Annotated in this window: 13 protein-coding genes; 6 read left to right on the top strand and 7 right to left on the bottom strand. The window is 53.5% G+C overall.

Features of this window, described 5'->3' with window-relative positions; genetic code table 11:
• Positions 1 to 83: 83 nt before the first annotated feature.
• From QGM61_RS03810 to QGM61_RS03825, 4 genes are all read right to left on the bottom strand, one after another.
• Positions 84 to 956, bottom strand: a complete 873-nt coding sequence (locus QGM61_RS03810) for a glycosyltransferase (protein WP_281132075.1) — start codon at positions 954 to 956, stop codon at positions 84 to 86.
• Positions 953 to 1,843 carry an alpha-1,2-fucosyltransferase gene (locus QGM61_RS03815; protein ID WP_281132076.1) on the bottom strand — a complete coding sequence of 297 codons (891 nt, stop codon included), beginning with the start codon at positions 1,841 to 1,843 and terminating at the stop codon, positions 953 to 955. The genes QGM61_RS03810 and QGM61_RS03815 overlap by 4 nt, the downstream gene beginning before the upstream one ends.
• 156 nt (positions 1,844 to 1,999) lie before the next feature.
• Positions 2,000 to 2,974: an NAD-dependent epimerase/dehydratase family protein gene (locus tag QGM61_RS03820; protein WP_281132077.1), complete on the bottom strand. Its 975-nt coding sequence runs from the start codon at positions 2,972 to 2,974 to the stop codon at positions 2,000 to 2,002.
• 57 nt (positions 2,975 to 3,031) lie between these two features.
• Complete coding sequence (locus QGM61_RS03825) at positions 3,032 to 4,459, bottom strand: mannose-1-phosphate guanylyltransferase/mannose-6-phosphate isomerase (protein WP_281132078.1); 1,428 nt, start codon at positions 4,457 to 4,459, stop codon at positions 3,032 to 3,034.
• 281 nt (positions 4,460 to 4,740) lie between these two features.
• Here QGM61_RS03825 and QGM61_RS03830 point away from each other — a divergent pair, with 281 nt between their 5' ends.
• The 3 genes from QGM61_RS03830 (at position 4,741) to QGM61_RS03840 (ending at position 9,328) form a co-directional block, all read left to right on the top strand.
• Positions 4,741 to 5,277: a hypothetical protein gene (locus QGM61_RS03830; protein ID WP_281132079.1), complete on the top strand. Its 537-nt coding sequence runs from the start codon at positions 4,741 to 4,743 to the stop codon at positions 5,275 to 5,277.
• Between the two features lie 351 nt (positions 5,278 to 5,628).
• Positions 5,629 to 8,388 carry a hypothetical protein gene (locus QGM61_RS03835; protein WP_281132080.1) on the top strand — a complete coding sequence of 920 codons (2,760 nt, stop codon included), beginning with the start codon at positions 5,629 to 5,631 and terminating at the stop codon, positions 8,386 to 8,388.
• Positions 8,389 to 8,497: 109 nt separating this feature from the next.
• On the top strand, positions 8,498 to 9,328 hold the full coding sequence (locus tag QGM61_RS03840; protein ID WP_281132081.1) for an acid phosphatase: 831 nt from the start codon (positions 8,498 to 8,500) through the stop codon (positions 9,326 to 9,328).
• A gap of 244 nt (positions 9,329 to 9,572) precedes the next feature.
• Here the strand turns inward: QGM61_RS03840 and QGM61_RS03845 are convergent, their stop codons facing one another.
• Positions 9,573 to 10,676 (bottom strand): PepSY-associated TM helix domain-containing protein, encoded by a 1,104-nt coding sequence (locus QGM61_RS03845; protein WP_281132082.1) that lies wholly within the window; start codon positions 10,674 to 10,676, stop codon positions 9,573 to 9,575.
• 130 nt (positions 10,677 to 10,806) lie between these two features.
• Here QGM61_RS03845 and QGM61_RS03850 point away from each other — a divergent pair, with 130 nt between their 5' ends.
• From QGM61_RS03850 to cysQ, 3 genes are all read left to right on the top strand, one after another.
• Positions 10,807 to 12,960 carry a TonB-dependent receptor gene (locus QGM61_RS03850; RefSeq protein ID WP_281132083.1) on the top strand — a complete coding sequence of 718 codons (2,154 nt, stop codon included), beginning with the start codon at positions 10,807 to 10,809 and terminating at the stop codon, positions 12,958 to 12,960.
• A 185-nt stretch (positions 12,961 to 13,145) separates the two neighbouring features.
• Positions 13,146 to 14,198, top strand: coding sequence for an NAD-dependent epimerase (locus QGM61_RS03855; protein ID WP_281132084.1), 1,053 nt, complete (start codon positions 13,146 to 13,148; stop codon positions 14,196 to 14,198).
• Positions 14,179 to 15,519: a 3'(2'),5'-bisphosphate nucleotidase CysQ gene (gene cysQ, locus QGM61_RS15250; RefSeq protein WP_317622136.1), complete on the top strand. Its 1,341-nt coding sequence runs from the start codon at positions 14,179 to 14,181 to the stop codon at positions 15,517 to 15,519. Before QGM61_RS03855 ends, cysQ begins: the two co-directional genes overlap by 20 nt.
• Positions 15,520 to 15,568: 49 nt before the next feature.
• On the opposite strand, the gene QGM61_RS03870 is transcribed toward cysQ, so the two are convergent.
• Positions 15,569 to 16,477 carry an AEC family transporter gene (locus QGM61_RS03870; RefSeq protein WP_281132085.1) on the bottom strand — a complete coding sequence of 303 codons (909 nt, stop codon included), beginning with the start codon at positions 16,475 to 16,477 and terminating at the stop codon, positions 15,569 to 15,571.
• Between the two features lie 113 nt (positions 16,478 to 16,590).
• A complete protein-coding gene (locus QGM61_RS03875) occupies positions 16,591 to 17,166 on the bottom strand; it encodes a type 1 glutamine amidotransferase domain-containing protein (protein ID WP_281132086.1) in 576 nt (191 codons plus the stop codon).
• Positions 17,167 to 17,194: the final 28 nt, after the last annotated feature.

Consider the following 17,194-nt stretch of genomic DNA (forward strand, 5'->3'; position numbering starts at 1 on the left):
AGGCATACCACCTCGACGATTACTGATGGCAGCATAAGTTTCTACGAGTAACTGCTGCGGGAAATGGGGGGATTACAAGATAACTAGCTGATTTCTGAGGGGGAATGGCTTGAATTCCGTAAAAACGCCAGATAGATCAATTCTCTAAATTTTGCAGGCATAAGAAATACTGAGGCTCTCAAGAAACCGTCAATTACGCCAGAAAGCATAGATTTCAATCCTAAGTTTACTAGATGTTTCTGCAGTTTAACTTCAGCCAACGCATATTTGATTCCGCCTCGTCTCCTATACATGTCCTTGCCAGCAGTCGCGGTGACGAGAGGTGTTTCTATGTTAATTGCTCTGGCATTGTTGACAAGCATTGTGGCCCACAATGCGTAATCTTCTTTTAAATATATATTAGGATACCCTCCACACGCTATCACTTTGGATTTTCGGTACATTACTGTCATGTGGTTGAAGGGATTACGTTGCTTTGAAAAATTCAAGATTTCTTGGTGAGTATAGGGCGGGCGCCGTGTCGCGACTTTACTGCCATTCGAATCTACCTCGATGATTGAAGAGCCAATTATATCCAAATTGTAGTCGTTGTCTGAAAGCACCCGCAGTTGGGTTTCAAACCTAAATGGCATGTTGATATCATCTGAATCGGCGCGAGCTACCCATTCAGTCTTCACGTGCTTTAGGCCTACGTTCAGCGCTTCTGCTAAGCCGACATTCTCAGGTAGCCTGACGATAGATAGTGGATATTTTGATTCAAGATCGGAAATCTTTTGTTCTAGCTGATCTGTAATAGGTCCATCGATTACTAATATCAGCACCAATGGGGTTACTGTATTCAAAAAGCAACTTTCGACAGCTTTCACTAATAGTTGTGGATTGTCATTGCGATAAACCGACATTAGGACACTGAATTCAAAGTTGTCTCCAAAGACATCAGTAGGCTTAATGTTCACATTAGTTTCCATGTCTTAGGTAAAAGATCGGTAGGTGTTTCTTTTTTATTGAACCAGTTGTAGGGGGCTATCACAGTTTTTTGTATATTCTCATTAAGTTTTGCTGCCCACCAGCTGAAACTGCTATTCGCGATAATATTGTGTCGGCATATAGACATCAGATACATGTCTACGTATGCGTTTTTCCCGGTATAGTGAACGAACTTCATTGGTGCTCCATTGGCTTTAATGTGTTCCCGCGCCCACTCAGGAGTATCAGTGAAAACGAAGAATGTACAATTCTTGTGAGATTGCAGCATGTGCTCTATTGCTTTTTTATAGTAATCAAGGCTGCATTGGCCATGTAGCTTATTGGCCTTCTGGTTTGTAACGTAGTCACCTCTTCTAACATGAATCGACACAGAGTTCGTGTCTTCAATCTGTTGCGCATGTTCCATGCAGAGTTTTTTGGCTTTTTCGAAGGAAAAGATTTTCTTTATTTCAGTTTCGTGTAATTGAAAGTATTTGTCGCTCTGCCAGTATCCGTGTAAGTAATAGTATGGTCTTCGCGAAGTAATCAGGTGTTTTTGTCTGCTGAGATAATGTTCATTAATAAAGCTTTTGTTTAAATATCTACAGTACTTCATTCTCGCCAGTGATTGACGAATGACGTACGTTGAGCAAATCCTGCCGAGATACTTTGCTAAGTCCGATCTACTAAGTGCAGGTGTTTCGATATCAAAAACACTATTTAGCTCGTACCCATTGTGTTGTTTCTTTAAGGCATAAGAGTCAATGCAAATATATAGATTGAATCCTAATGACAGCGAGAGCGACTTAGCGGCGGCGTATTGAAACATTTGATTTCCAAGCCCGCCGGTAATATTTGCAATTACTATTTTCTTCATGATTCCACATTTTGTAGATTAATTTGTGTGGTGGTACTGCCTATTACTTATCAGCTCAAATGAGTTGATTTCCTGAGAGCGACCCTCATCAGAATTCGACTGTTTTCTCCATACTAGATGAGAGCTGGAGCGGACATAAGAGCGATTTGATAGTTTTTAATCGGCAACAGATGGTTTGTTTTGATGGCCAAACTCATGTTCAATCATTCGAATTATTCCTTCAGTTAGTTCAAATTTTGGTTTATAACCTGAGTTTTTTAGTCTTGCAGTAGAAATAGTAGTTTCAGCTGCGAATTTACGGATTCGTATTGCGCTAATAGGTAATTTTTTCCCACTAATAGTCGAGACAAGATCAAAGAAGGAACCAGCGATAAGCCCCAATGAGAGTGGTAACTTAACGCTAGGCAGTTTTTTGCCAAGTCCGTTGGCAATAATTTCCGCTATTTCTGAGCTGGTCAAATCCGGTTTATCGCAGAAATTAAATACCTGAATTCCTTTTAAGTTACCCAATATTGTTAGGAAGTAGGCTATATTTCCCACGTATCCCATTGATTTTCGGTTTTCCCCATTGCCAACCATTAAAAAACGTCCGGTACTGATTTGAGAGATAAGATTATAGACATTGCCTCTGTTACCTTCTCCAAAAACTACCGCCGGTCGCACAATGCCCAAATTGCGCGATGTGTCTTCGTTGGCCCATTGCTGATATAGCATTTCCGCGGCCCATTTTGTCCGACCGTACTCATTAAAAGGTTCGATCGGAGAACCTTCGTCTGGATGGTTCTTGTTAAGTCCGTAGATGGCTACGGATGATGTAAAGACTATATGATTGATGCCATTCCGCACAGCTGCTTGAATCACGTTGTCAGCACCGGCAACGTTGACATCATGATAAAGTGAGGAGGGGGTTACATCATCACGATGTTCCGCCGCCAAGTTATATATTACATCGAACCCACGTGCAGCCCGAACGAGGCTATCCGCTGAACGGATATCACCTATGATAGTGTTATCCGGATAAGAAATGCTTTGTTGAAGATCGTATATTTTAACGTAATGTCCTGCTTCAATTAGCTCTTTTACAAGCCTGGTCCCGATAAATCCGCTTCCACCTACTACCAAAACGTTCATAACGTTTTCCAATTGAATATTTGTAAATGCCAGTTTTATCCAGCTCGTAGTTTAAAACTACATTCGACCAAATGCGTCATCAAGCCGGACAATATCATCCTCTCCCAAATAGCTCCCACTCTGCACTTCGATTAACTCTAGAGCAACCTTTCCAGGATTAGTCAAACGATGAATCACGCCAAGCGGAATATAAACAGATTCGTTTTCACTCAGTATCGATTCATTGTCCCCCACTTGTACTCGTGCGGTGCCAGTCACTACAACCCAATGCTCAGCACGGTGGTGATGCATCTGTAGAGACAAAGATGCGCCAGGCTTTACAGTGATGCGCTTTACCTGATATCGATCGCCACAGTCTATGCGATCGTAACTACCCCAGGGACGATGTACTTCGCGGTGGAACAGATGCTCATTCCTGTCACTATGGGCAATTTGCTCGACCGCCTGCTTAACGTTCTGCACTTTATCTTTGTGTGCGATTAGCAAAGCATTCGGTGTATCAGCGACAATGATATCTTGCACACCGATTGCAACTATTAATTTGTCTTTATTGTCACTGTGAATAAGAGCGTTTTGCGAGTCAATTTTTATGACATCACCGATAGTGGCGCATTGGTTCTCATCTTTGGGTAATATTTCCCATAATGCTGTCCAGCTCCCAATATCACTCCAACCAGCATCCAACGGAACCACATAGACGTTCTTACTTTTCTCCAAGACCGCATAGTCAATGGAATTACTGGGGCATTGCTTGAAAGCGTTCTCTCCAATTCGGATAAAATCCAAGTCTACAACGGACTCGGAAAACGCAGACTTACAACAATTGGCAATAATTGGCGCATATTCGGTTAATGCCTTGATGTATGCGTTCGCCTTAAAGACGAACATGCCGCTGTTCCAGTGAAAGTCAGGTGATGACACATATTGTTCAGCGTCATCTTGATTCGGCTTTTCAATGAAGCGTTTCACTTTTCGTGGGCTGCTAGTTTTAGACGAGGTGGACGTGCTAGTTGCTTCTATATATCCATAGCCTGTCTCAGCGTGAGTCGGCACTACACCAAATGTCACCAAGGCATCGCTTTTTTCTGCTTCTTTGATAGCGGTACCTAACGCTTTTTCAAATGCTGATTGGTCATGAATAACGTGATCAGCTGGGAAAACAGCAATTACAGCATTTGTGTCTGTATCCAAGGCTTTGAGGGCAGCCAATGCGATTGCTGGTGCGGTATTTTTGGCTTCAGGCTCTAATATAAGCGCTGTTGGTTTAATGCCGATAGAAAGGAGCTGATCCGCGACCATAAACCTATGATCTTCATTGCAGACGACTATGGGCGCTGCAAGGTGTCGTAAACGCATAGCTGTTTCTTGAAGCAGTGTGAAGTCGCTACCAGTAAGTTTGTGAAGCTGTTTTGGATAGTATTTACGTGAAAGAGGCCACAGGCGAGTGCCTGAGCCACCAGAGAGAATGACCGGGATGACCTGCATGTTCTTGTTGAGCTCCTGTCGCTGCTTCCAGCCGCGGATATGCCGCAACGTCAGTCTAACAAGGAGGCATCAGCCGGTCCATAGCCCAAATAGGTGTCCCGCAACACATTTTTGGGTAAAAACTCCAACATTGTCCGCGAACTCGCAGATCCCGTCGGCCGCCGTCGCCGCCTCAACAATAGCCGCCAATAAGTCATCACTCCGGTCGTCGATAACCCCGCCAGCACCTGCGCGGTCACCAGTCCCAGCACTCGATACACCTCACCCCCTGTTTTAGCTGCATGCAGCGGATAGATCATATTCGTGAGGCGTTCACCCGAAGGCAAGGCTCAGGCGTCCTTAACCGCCACAATCTCGCCGCGATCGCCCGACATATCAGGTTCTGGCATTTTCAGGCTGTCCAGCCTGTCGCCGTGGAAAGCCTGCGCGGCAGCGGTCTTAGCGTGCCGGTGCGTGCGCCCCGGATCAACGAGGACTGGGAGGCCGCTCTAAGGTTCACGCCGAGCGGAAACCTGGAGCTCGGCACCACCTACACCTATGTGGAAGGGCAGGATTCTGATGCCGGAGTGTATCTGGACAGCCGCAAGATCGCTCCGTCGAAATTTACCGCGTGGGCGGACTACATACTAGGCGATGGGCTGTCTGCCAGTCTGAAGTGGATGAAAGTGATGAGCCGTGAGCGGTTTGCGCCGTTATATCCGGTAGCGGGACGCTCAGCCGGCGCGGAAGCTCCGGTTGAAGGCTATGATGTGTTGAATTTGAGTGCACGTACAGATGTGACTACTGGCGCTTGTTGCCGGGGGTTGAGAGCCTGTTAAACTAAGCCTATTCTCCAGCACGCGCAAAGGCGTTTAGCCAAGCGGGTGATAACACGATGGGAACGCGTCGCACTGTCAAGGCATGCCTGACGGCAGCATTCTGATCAAAGGTCGACATGGCGGGCAGGTGCGGCAGCCGTGGGTGCCGGGCAAATGCCTGCCACCATTTACATTGACAGGGACGTAGCGATGCTAGGTTCCTGTTTCTATGAAAAAGTGTCATTTTCTTGACGCTCCCCCGTTTTTTATCCAATCAGGAACAACTGGCACGCCGGGGTTTCCACGCGCCTCTGATCAGGATAAACTCGGCTCGCTAATACCAAAAACAAATTCATTCCGAGTGTCTCCCTTATGCGATTCAAGAAACGTCCGCTGAGTATCTGCACTGCCATTGCCGGTATCGGATTTGGCAGTCTGGCCGCAGCCAGCGACTTCAGTCTGCAGAACAATCAGCTCACTGTTACGGAACCTGGTCCAAGCACTAGCCAATACGCCATTACCAGCGCGGGTCTGATTTCCAACATTTCCTCCACCATCAGCAACCCGCTGCCGGGCCAGATACCTTCCATGTCGTTCACGTTAGTGAACAACAACAAGGTGGCCAATTCCAGTTACGACCTGCGGATGGGACTGATTATTCAGGACCAGAATGCCCAGCGCCGTCTGGAGGCTGTCATGGGTGTGGTGCGGGTGAGCACAGATGCCAACGGTGATATTTCAGGTATGACGCTGTTGAGCACCGAGAATCTGCAACTCAGCGTGCGTGACGTAAATCGCAACAGCAATGTCACTGTCAGTGACAGCCGGCCGGCTGATATCGGCGTCTTGTCCTTTGCGGGCGCGACGGTCACGATTGCCCCGTCGAACATCCTGTCCGGGCTGACTAATTCCAGCCCGGTCATTGCAGAAATTGTTAACAAACTGCTGCAGCAGGGCGCGTACAGCTACCGGATTGCCTTGCAGCCGGTGGCGGGTGCGCCTCGTGTCGGAACCTTGTCGGGCGCAACATTTACGCCTTTCGCGCGGATGCAGACGACTTGCTCGGAATCGACCTCGTCACAGAGCAGTTCGAATTTCACGCTGGGGCAGGCGAGCCAGTTCGGTAGCGCCTACGCGGTACATGGCACTCTGTTGCTGGGTGGCGCGAGCGCGGGTACGGGGTTTAGCGCGCTGACGGAGGAGTGCAGTCCACCGCCACCGCCGCCACCGCCGCCACCACCTGTGTCGCCACCACCACCGGTGTCACCGCCACCACCACCGCCGCCGCCACCGTTGCCGCCACCCATTCCACCGACGGTGACACCACCTGCGCCGCCACCTTTGCCACCGCCCGCGCCGCCACCCGCGCCGCCACCCGCGACGTCGCCTACTCCGCCGGTGTATATTTCGCCGATAACCGGGGACGTGCCGACGCCGGGTGTGAATGACGTGAACAATTTTGTTGGCGGACGAACCAATGACCTGTTGTCACAAAGCAGCTCCGGTGGGTCGGGCACGATTCCGGGCAGTGACCTGCAATCAGTGACGGGTACGCTGCAGCAGGGCGCCAACCTGATCTCGTCCAACGCCGTCACGAACGGTATTGACACAGGGCAGGCCTTGACCACGCTGAATAATGCCGGTCAGTTAAGCAATGTCGTCAACAGCCAGGCCGTGGGCGGTACGGGGACGAGCTCGGCCGATCAGGTCCGGCGGGATGCCGCCAACACCCTGGCTCAGTCGACCGGTCGGGTCTTGACCGCTTTGAATCAGACCGGCAAAACGCTGAACGACGATCAAAGGAGCCAGTTGTCGCAGTCGACTGGGAGCGTAGTCAGTAATGTCGGAGCGGTGACGCAAGGCAGCGGAACTCGCCCATCGACCACGACAAGCTCTGGCGTTACTCAGATCTTGTCGGGTACCGCAAATCTGGGCGGTACGCTACAAACTGGTCATGTGAACGGTGCGAAAGGCGTCAGCTCAGCGGTACTGGGTAATGGTGGTTCACAGACTCCAGTGGGCGCCAGTGGCCTGGGTCAGTCCATCTCCCGCTCAGGCGAGGCACTTCCTCGCGTCCAACCGTCGGGGACTACGACGGTCACTGTCAGTACTGGCTCTGGTGGTGGTACAGGAACACCGGTAAGAGTGAGCACCATCAACACGGGGACCGGCTCTGGTGCTGGCATCGGCAGCTTCTACGGCACTGGCGGCACTGGCGGCGGGCTCGGCGGCGGCATTGGTGGGGGTCTTTCCCTCTCAGCTGGTAGCGCCCCTTCCGGTGGATTGGGAACAGGTGGCCTGGGCGGTGGCCTGGGCGGCGGATTCGGTGGTCGTTTCATTGGCGGATCGTCGTCGGGCTCACAAGGCCTCTCTGAGCTTAATGGCCGACAGGTTATTGGCCTGTCGACCAGCACGACGCCGGGGATTACCCGCCATGAAGACAGCACTATGAGCTGGCGTCTGGATGACGGTTCGCTTTACAGCATGGCCTTCAGCGGTGTCGCCTTCCTGCCCGATGGACTGGCCGGTGGTGTCTATCCCAGCGCAGATGGCAGCCTGTTTGTGGTCTACGGGGATCTGGGCCTGGATGTTGCCGCAGCGCCAGCCAACCTGACAGGGTTCCTGCAGGAAATCGGCGACATGGGCTATATTCCTGCTCTGGAAGAGAAGGGCAAGGTGGTCATTGATCTTGGCAGTGCGCAGCGGTTCTCAGGCGTTTTTGCCTATGATGACCTGCGATCAGCCAATGGCGACTGTACGGATGTCAGCATCCGGGAAGTGCCAGGTGCGGTCACATCACCTGATATGCGTTACCAGCTGGTCTGCAATAACGGTGTAGTGCAAAACATTACGCCAGCCGTGCTGGATAGCGCCTTCTATCTGTCGATGATCGAAGCCGACCTGACAGTAGGCACGGATCGAGCCACCGGCTTTGTGCATGTGGTCGACGTCGGTGTCTTCAGACCCAGCTTTGTGTCGACAGGTCTGACTCAGGAAGAGATTGACGCCTGGCAGCAGGGTAAAGACATCAATGATGTGGCATTTGTTGCCGGTGACTATAACGGAGACGGTGTCACCGACTACAAAGTGTTATCCCTGCGGGGCGCGCAAGTGCTGTACGGCGTGCCCTGAGCTTAAGCTTGTCAGGCGGACTGAACCTCTGGTTCTGATCCGTCATCCTGCCGTGATAGACTCGTGCTGTCTGACCTCATTCGGGGTCTGACAGCACGGGGGCATCAATATGAAAAACAATAAAGAACTGCTTAATGCCGCACTGTTTGCCAGTGTACTTGCTCTTGGCGCCAACGGTTACGTCATGGGCCAGCCAGCGCCGGTTGAGGAATTGCGCCCCGGCATGCTGATTGGTTATCTGACGCCGGAAGAGCTGCCACATGCCTTGAGCATCATCCCACCCGCGCCCGAACCGGACTCCCCCGCATTTGCCTGGGAACAGGCCGTCAACCAGAACATGCTGGCACTGCGGGACACACCGCGCTGGGATCTGGCAACCCTGGACAATGACCTCAGTTTTCCGACTGCCGCCGGCACCTTCTCCTGTGCGCTGGATATGCCCATTAATGAACAGGACACACCTTACCTCTATCAGTTGTTGCGGCGCACAATACCGGATGCCGGACTGGCCACCTACAGTGCCAAGGATCACTATCAGCGCACGCGTCCCTTTGTGGTCAACGGGCAGCCTATTTGCGTAGAAGGGCAGGAGGAGCGTTTGGCCAGTGATGGCTCGTATCCGTCCGGCCACACAGCCATCGGCTGGGCCTGGGCATTGATTCTGAGTGAACTGGCGCCCGAACGTGGCGATGCGATTGCCCAACGGGGCCTGGCGTTTGGTGACAGCCGGATGGTGTGTAACGTGCATTGGCCCATGGATGTAATTCAGGGGCAGATTGTGGCGGCCGCAACGGTGGCCCGCCTGCAGGCCAATGCCACATTCCGTGAGGACATGGCCGGTGCCGCGCGAGAGATTGAGCAGTTCAGCGGTAAGGGCCTGGGCACCAACCGGGATTGTGAGGCTGAGGCGGCTGCGCTGCAGATTGCTGTTGAGCGCTAAAGGCTGATAGTTTGCAAAGAGTAATGTTGAATGACTGAAAAAATGCATCACTGGCTTAACCTTGCTACTGGTCTGGCAGTGATTCAGGGCATGGTCTTTCTGGCGGGCGTGTGGCGCGGGTAAACTGGCTGGCGACCCGGCAGAATTACTCTCCATCATTCCGAACCGTGGTTGACGAAATTGTCGCGGCTTACCCTGATCCAGTGGAGCCGCGCCAGAGCGGGGTGGAGGAGACGGCGGTTCCTTAAGCCCCACGAGCCGCGTAAGCGGTGCGCCGTCGTCCACGGCGCATAATGCGCTGCGCGTATGTCACTACACCGGTCGCCGCCAAGCCCGCCAGCACCAGCGCGGTCAGTAAACCCGATGTCCGGTATAACTCGCTGCCCGTTTTGCCGGCGTGCAGCGGGTAAATCATGTTGGTCAAACGCTCCCCGGGCGGCATGGCGCAGGCATCTTTGACGGCAACAATCTCTCCGCTGCGGGCATCGGTGTAAACAAAGCTCAGGCCGTTGGGGTGCAGTTCGCAGCTACGCTTCAGGCGAAAGCGATGAAACCCCTGCGGCAATGCATCAGCGTAGTAGAACATCAACCTTGCATCGGGTAGCGCCTGTTGCACGCGCATAATGGTGTCAGCACTGGGCAGAGGTCGCGCCGGATCAGCAATATCGACAGGCGTCCCCGGGGGCAGTTCGATGGTTGGCACGGGGTCGCCGAACATCGCATTCATGCCTTTCTGCACGCTGGTGTAAAACACCATGGCGCTGCCGCTTAGAATGAACAGCAACAGCAATGGGCTGAGCAGCATGCCGGCATCGCGGTGCCAGGCGAGTAAACTGGCGCGACTTGTATCTGTAGGCCACAGCTGCTGCCAGCGGAAGGCGCGTCGAGTGGGCCACCACAGAATCATGCCGGTAATCGCCATCAGACCGCCGATAAGGCCGATTATGCCCGCCACGATTTCCCCGCGATCACCTGCCATCAGGTGGGCATGAATATCAAACAACAGGCCCATTAGCCGTTGTCTTGGCTGCCACTCATCGACAACCGCGTGGTTTTCTGTATCCAGCAATGCTTCCTCATGATCCGGCAGATAGACATGATAGGCGGCCAGATCGGGTTCCGGCATTTTCAGGCTGCCAAGATCAGTTCCATACAGCGCGTATGCCTGCGCGATGGCCGCCGCCTGCTCACTGGCGCTGGGGCTGACATCCTGGCTGTTTATCTGTGTGTAACGCAGCGCCCAGTACTCATTCTTGTAAAGCAGGGCGGCGCCGGAGATGGCGATCAGAAACAGGGCAAGTGAGAGGAGGAGTCCGCTGTACAAGTGAAGTTTTCTGAGCAGTCGCATGATGAATATGCACGTTCCGTGGTGACAATGCGAGCGATAGTATAAATGATAACTATTTGCATTGCACCTGATCTTTGCTCTAGAATACGCGCCACTTTAGGGCAGTGAACTATGGAGCGGTTTGAAGGAAATGAAACAATTGACATTGGCAGGCGCTATCGCGGCGGTTTGCGGCACAACATTTTCAAGTACGGCTGTATTGGCACAACCCTCGGCTCAGGCCGCCGACCAGTCTGAGATCATGGAGCTGATTGTTACTGGCAGCCGGTCGCCCGAGCGGCTGGATGAAGTGACCGCCTCTGTGACGGTTGTAGACGCTGAAGCCCTGCAACAGGACCTGCAATTGACTGCAGAACTGCAGAACATCCTCAGTTTTCGGGTGCCGGGTCTGGCGCCTACGACCAACAGCACCAGCAACTTCGGGCAGACCCTGCGAGGCAGAACGACGCTGGTCATGATTGACGGTGTGCCGCAGTCCACGCCACTGCGCAACGGTGCGCTGGATGTAAGAACCATCGATCCGGCCGCCCTGCAGCGGGTGGAGGTTGTTAAAGGTGCCACGTCTATTTACGGCAATGGCGCCGCTGGTGGCATCATCAACTACATTACCCGTCAGGCGGGTGAGGACGCGTTTAATGTGTCGCTGACCCAGCAAGTGGGCATGAACGCGGAAGAGACCGATGACACAGCCAGCTTCCGCAGTAGCGCGACCATCGACGGCACCGTTGAGCGTTTCAGTTATGTGTTTAACGCTACCGTGGATGACAACGGTGTGCAACGCGATGCGGAGGGCGACATCATCGGTCAGGCGCTGTATGGGCTGTCCGGTGTGCGCACGCAGAGCCTGTTTGCCAAGCTCGGTTATCAGATTGATGACGACAAGTCGCTGAGCTTTACTGCCAACTACTATGACGCCGAACAGGTAGATCGACTGATCGATGTCACCAGCAGCATTAACGATGGCACCAAAACCTATGCAGTCAAACCCGCGCCTGGACAGACGTTCCCCGGAGAGCCTCAGGGTGTTGACGGTAACAGCAACTTTGTCCTGCAGTACCGTGATGCGCAGTTACTGTCGAATACCAGTTTGACGGTTGACGCCTACACCCAGGAGATTGAGAACGTATTTTTCTACTCAACCACATTTGCTGATCCGGCAGCCGGCTTCTCCGGCGGCAATTCTGTTATTGTCTCGGAGAAAGAAGGTCTGCGCCTGAATCTGGAGAGTGTGTTTGACCTGAGTGGTGTGGAAGCAACCTTTATCTATGGTGCGGACGTGTTGAATGATGTCACTTCCCAGCCGCTGGCTGATGTCCGCAGCTGGGTGCCAGAGATGGACATGAGCAATGAGGCGCTGTATCTGCAATCGAAGTTTGTTATTGATGACTGGGTACTGAAAGCCGGTGTGCGTGACGAGAGTGTCGATATTGATGTGCCTGACTACACAACGCTGCGTATGTGTGGCGCCAATAATGTCTGTCGCGGTGGCAATCCGGTAGAAGGTGGCAAGCTGTCTTACAGCGATACTACATACAATGCCGGTGTGCGATATAACTTCAGCACTGCATTCAGCCCATTTGTAAGTTATTCGCAGGGATTTGATGTGTCCGACCTGGGTCTGCTGCTGCGCGCGGCGTCAGTGCCGGACCTGGATCAGGTGCAGACCGAGGCATCTGTGATCGATCATTACGAGTTGGGTGTCGCCGGTCGCTACCGGGCCTTGAATTACGAATTTGCGATCTATGAAAGTGAATCGGAACTGGGTACTGCGACTGTCGAAAATCCCCCGGGCAGTGGCCTTTATGTGCCCGTGCGCGCCCCGCAGGAAATTGAAGGTTGGGAACTTGCGCTGGGCCTGACAGTGAACGAAAGTCTGGAGCTTGGAACTACCTATACCTATGTGGAAGGTCAGGATCCGGATACCGGCGCCTATATTGATGCGCGCAAGATCGCTCCGCCAAAATTCACTGCGTGGGCGGACTACACTGTGGGCAACGGGCTGTCTGCCAGCCTGCAGTGGATGAAAGTGATGAACCGTAACCGGTTTGCGCCGGTAGACCCGGTAACGGGACGTTACACCGGTGCGGAAGCGCCGGTCGAAGGATACGATGTGTTTAATCTGAGCGCGCTGTATAGCCGCGACAACTGGCGCGTGTCGCTGGGTTTTGAGAACCTGTTTAACGAGGCCTATTTTCCAGCCCGTGCTCAGGCGTTTACCTATGCTGGTTATAACACCATGGGGCTGGGCCGCACTGTTAAAGCGGGTCTGACCGTCGAGTTCTGAGTCATTTCATAAACTGTGTTTACGCTCGTCGCTGGCGGTCTGCATCCTTCGGGATGCTGACCGCCGCCTTAGCGCCATTCCTTTCCAGCCCGGCGGCTGCCCCTCAATTCGTGCAAACTGTCGCGATTCCGCGCTAAACTGTCAGGCTTTGATGTCCTGAAATCAAACTCAAGGAATGGTTGATCATGAAGATCCTGGTTACCGGGACTGCCGGCTTTATTGGATTCCACCTGGCGCAGCGTCTGGTTGCCCGCGGCGACGAAGTTGTGGGCCTGGACTCCATCAATGATTACTACGATGTCAATGTGAAGTACGGGCGACTGGCTGAGGCTGGAATTGCTAGTGAGTCACTGGCTTATGGCAAGCTTGCCCAGTCCTCCACCTCGGCCAACTACCGGTTTATTCAACTGCAGCTTGAAGACAAGGCTGCGATTGATGCGCTGTTTGCCAGTGAGAAGTTTGACGCTGTCTGCAACCTGGCAGCCCAGGCAGGTGTGCGCTATTCGCTGACCAACCCGCAGGCCTACATTGATTCCAATATTGTGGGTTTTATCAATCTGCTGGAAGCCTGCCGTCATTTTGGTGTGGAGAGTCTGTCGTATGCCTCCAGCTCGTCAGTCTATGGTCTGAATGAATCACTGCCGTTTGCCACCACACACAATGTGGATCACCCGATCAGCCTGTATGCGGCCAGCAAAAAATCCAACGAGTTGATGGCGCATACCTACTCGCATCTGTTTGGCATTCGCACCACAGGGCTGCGTTTCTTTACGGTTTACGGGCCGTGGGGCAGGCCGGACATGGCGCTGTTCCTGTTTACCAAGGCGGCATTGGCCGGTGAGCCGATCAAGGTGTTTAATCACGGCAATATGCGTCGAGACTTCACCTATATTGATGACATTATTGAAGGCGTGGTGCGAGTGATTGACAACCCGGCCTCTGCCGATCCGGACTGGTCGGGTGCGGATCCCAACCCTGGCAGTTCGTCCGCACCCTACAAGATCTACAATATTGGCAATAACAATACCGTCAAATTGCTGGATTTTATTGAGGCAATTGAAAAGGCGCTGGGTGTCACAGTTGAGAAAGAATACCTGCCATTGCAGCCAGGTGATGTCCCTGCCACCTTTGCCAACGTGGATGATCTGGTAGAGGATATGGGTTACAAACCGGGCACTCCGGTGCAGCAGGGCATCGATAACTTTGTGACGTGGTATCGTGAGTTCTTTAAAGTTTAAGCCCACCGTTGTCTGGTTTACGGGTCTGTCCGGTGCCGGCAAGACCACTTTGTCGCAACGGGTTGCGACCCTGTTACGGGAGCAGTCACTGCCCGTGGTGACGCTGGACGGCGATGAACTGCGTGCCGGTCCCTGTCGTGATCTGGGGTTTACCCCGGAAGACCGTGCAGAAAATGTGCGCCGGGCCGCAGTGCTGGCCAGCGAACAGAGTCAGTTCGGTCAACTTGTATTGGTGGCGCTGATCTCACCGATGCAGGCGGACAGGAACATGGCCCGACAGATCATTGAGGCCAGCGGCGCCGCATTTGTTGAGATATTTGTTGATGCACCTTTGTCGGTGGCAGAGGCACGTGATCCAAAAGGGCTGTATAAGCGGGCGCGGCGCGGTGAACTGACGCATTTTACCGGCGTGGATTCGCCCTATGAGGCGCCAGTCGACCCGACACTTGCCATACGCACTGACGCGGAGTCACCTGAGCAGTCAGCTTCGCGTGTGATGGAGATTCTGCTGGCTTTAACTGAAGCAGGAGGTAAGGCTATGAATCAGACCCAGTTACTTGAAGAACTGATCGCGGTCGCGCGTCATGCCGGTGACGTGATCATGAAAATCTACGCCACTGATTTTGCCGTCCATGAGAAGCGCGATGATTCTCCGGTGACGGCAGCTGATGAGCGCGCAGAGGCTGTCATCACCGCGGCGCTGCGACAGATGACACCGGATATTCCCATTGTTGCCGAAGAGGCCATGTCTGCAGGCAAGCAAGTGTCGCCGGGGCGACAATTCTGGTTGGTCGATCCGCTCGATGGCACCAAGGAGTTTGTCAGCCGCAATGGAGAATTCACGGTCAATATTGCGCTGATACAGGATGGGGCTCCCGTTTTGGGCGTGGTGTATGCGCCGGTAACAGACACCGTGTTTGCCGGCAGTGAGAAAGAAGGCGCATTTATTGTTGATGCCGGTGCCAGACGCGAAATCACTGTAAGAGATATACCTGACGCTGGTGCCGTTGTGCTGACCAGCCGCTCCCATGGCGACTATGATGCCTTGCACAAGCGTCTGGAGGGGCAGGTCGTTGCGGACTGGCGATTGGTTGGTTCCTCCTTAAAAATCTGCCTGATTGCCGCGGGCGAGGGCGATCTGTATCCACGCCTGGGCCGCACCATGGAGTGGGATACGGCGGCAGGGCATGCGGTGCTGCGTGCAGCCGGCGGCCGACTCATGGTTCTTGAGGGTTCTGTTGCTGAAACACAGCAGGGTGGACGCGAGCTGGGCTATGGCAAACCCGGATTTGAGAACCCTAACTTTCTGGCCTGTGCCTGACTCAACCTTCGGCATTTCACGGCTAAGTAAACCTGATCGACAGCCAGCGTCACACTATGCTTAGCCACAGGGGCATGACCACAAATGCCAATAGCGTTTGCGCACTGATAATATTGGCCATCATGGGCGCATTGCCGCCTAGTTGTCGAGACAAAATGTAGGCCGAGGTGGCGGTAGGCAGGCAGGCTAGCAATAGCAAAACCTGCCTGCTCAGCAGATCCAGTTGCCACCAGATTGCCAGAGCCAACATCAGCCCGGGGAATACGATGAACTTGAGCACGCTGGAGCTCAGGATGATGGACCAGTCCTGTCTGACCGTGTCCAGGCTCAGCGCCACGCCCACGGCGAGCAGGCCGAGTGGCAGGGCGGTGCTGCCGAGAGTCGCCAGCAGCGTTTCGATCCAGGCCCCCGCCAGTCCCAGGCCGCTAAGATTCAGCGCCACCCCCAGCAGGCAGGCATCAATCAGCGGATTGGTCAGCATGCCGCTCAATACCTGTGCCGGTGATTTGAGCGGGCCGTCGATGGCCAGCGAAAAACAGATGACGCTCAATACATTGACCAGGGGAATCATGATGCTGACGGCTATCGCTGCGATAACCAGGCCGTCATCGCCAAACAGCGCGCTGGCAACGGCCAGACCAATGTAGGTGTTAAACCGGATCGCGCCCTGAAACAAGGATGTGAAATCGGCGGCGTTACTACTGACCCAGGGCTTTATTATCCAGGTCAACACGCTGATCAGCAGCAGTGCCGAGCAGATCACCAGCGCGAAACGTCCGAAGTCGGCATTGCTGAAATCAGCCAGTGCCAGACGGTGGACCAGCAGGGCGGGAAAGGCAATGTAGTAGGTCAGCCGTTCAATGCCTGGCCAAAACTCGGTGCCTGGAAAGTTGACCCGCCGCAACAGCGCGCCGAAAAGAATCAGCAGAAAAATGGGCCCAAGGGCGTTGGCAATCATGGCTGCATCATGAGGCCTGCATGCCGTTAGAGCAAGTGGGAGAGACCGCTATGCAGCAGTCCCTCCGCATTGACAGCAGGGTGCGCGCCGTCAGGCAATCAGTGCCGTCCCTCTTAGTGCCGACCCTCTGCAAGCTCCTCCAGCATCTTGGCATTAAAGTCAGGAATATCCTTGGGGCTGCGGCTGGTGACCAGTCCTTCGTCGACGACCACTGACTGATCCACCCAGTGAGCACCGGCGTTCTCCAGATCGATTCTGACAGTTTTGTAGGAGGTCATGCTGCGACCCTTGACCACGCCGGCAGTAATCAGCACTTGCGGGCCGTGACAAATGGCAAAGGTTGGCTTGCCTGCTTTGACAAAATCACGAGCGAAGGCGACAGCCGCCTCGTTACCCCGCAGTGCATCCGGATTGGCGACACCGCCGGGGATCAGCAGCGCGTCAAAATCATCGCTGTTGACCTGGTCAATGGTTTTATCCACATCGAAGTGATCCCCCAGTGTCTGGTGGTGCATGCCGTGAATGGGGCCTTTATCCAGTGACACGACGGTCGTGACGGCACCGGCATCGTCCAGTGCCTGGCGCGGTTCGGTGAATTCACTCTGTTCGAAGCCATTGGTTACGAGTATGGCGACTTTCTTGCCTTTTACATGCTCGTTTGCATCATTTTTTCGAGTCTGCTTATCCATAATATCCTCCCTCCATTATGACAGCCTG

This window comes from Pseudohongiella sp. SYSU M77423 (assembly GCF_029911965.1).
Taxonomy (GTDB): Bacteria; Pseudomonadota; Gammaproteobacteria; order Pseudomonadales; family Pseudohongiellaceae; genus Pseudohongiella.

Bases quoted from the DNA above. Each gene is read 5' to 3' on its own strand.
- QGM61_RS03835 (WP_281132080.1), top strand. From the start codon at position 5,629: ATGCGATTCAAGAAACGTCCGCTGAGTATCTGCACTGCCATTGCCGGT.
- QGM61_RS03875 (WP_281132086.1), bottom strand. From the start codon at position 17,166: ATGGATAAGCAGACTCGAAAAAATGATGCAAACGAGCATGTAAAAGGC.
- QGM61_RS03830 (WP_281132079.1), top strand. From the start codon at position 4,741: ATGCAGCGGATAGATCATATTCGTGAGGCGTTCACCCGAAGGCAAGGC.
- QGM61_RS03870 (WP_281132085.1), bottom strand. From the start codon at position 16,477: ATGATTGCCAACGCCCTTGGGCCCATTTTTCTGCTGATTCTTTTCGGC.
- QGM61_RS03850 (WP_281132083.1), top strand. From the start codon at position 10,807: ATGAAACAATTGACATTGGCAGGCGCTATCGCGGCGGTTTGCGGCACA.
- QGM61_RS03845 (WP_281132082.1), bottom strand. From the start codon at position 10,676: ATGCGACTGCTCAGAAAACTTCACTTGTACAGCGGACTCCTCCTCTCA.
- QGM61_RS03840 (WP_281132081.1), top strand. From the start codon at position 8,498: ATGAAAAACAATAAAGAACTGCTTAATGCCGCACTGTTTGCCAGTGTA.
- QGM61_RS03820 (WP_281132077.1), bottom strand. From the start codon at position 2,974: ATGAACGTTTTGGTAGTAGGTGGAAGCGGATTTATCGGGACCAGGCTT.
- QGM61_RS03855 (WP_281132084.1), top strand. From the start codon at position 13,146: ATGAAGATCCTGGTTACCGGGACTGCCGGCTTTATTGGATTCCACCTG.
- QGM61_RS03815 (WP_281132076.1), bottom strand. From the start codon at position 1,843: ATGAAGAAAATAGTAATTGCAAATATTACCGGCGGGCTTGGAAATCAA.
- QGM61_RS03825 (WP_281132078.1), bottom strand. From the start codon at position 4,459: ATGCAGGTCATCCCGGTCATTCTCTCTGGTGGCTCAGGCACTCGCCTG.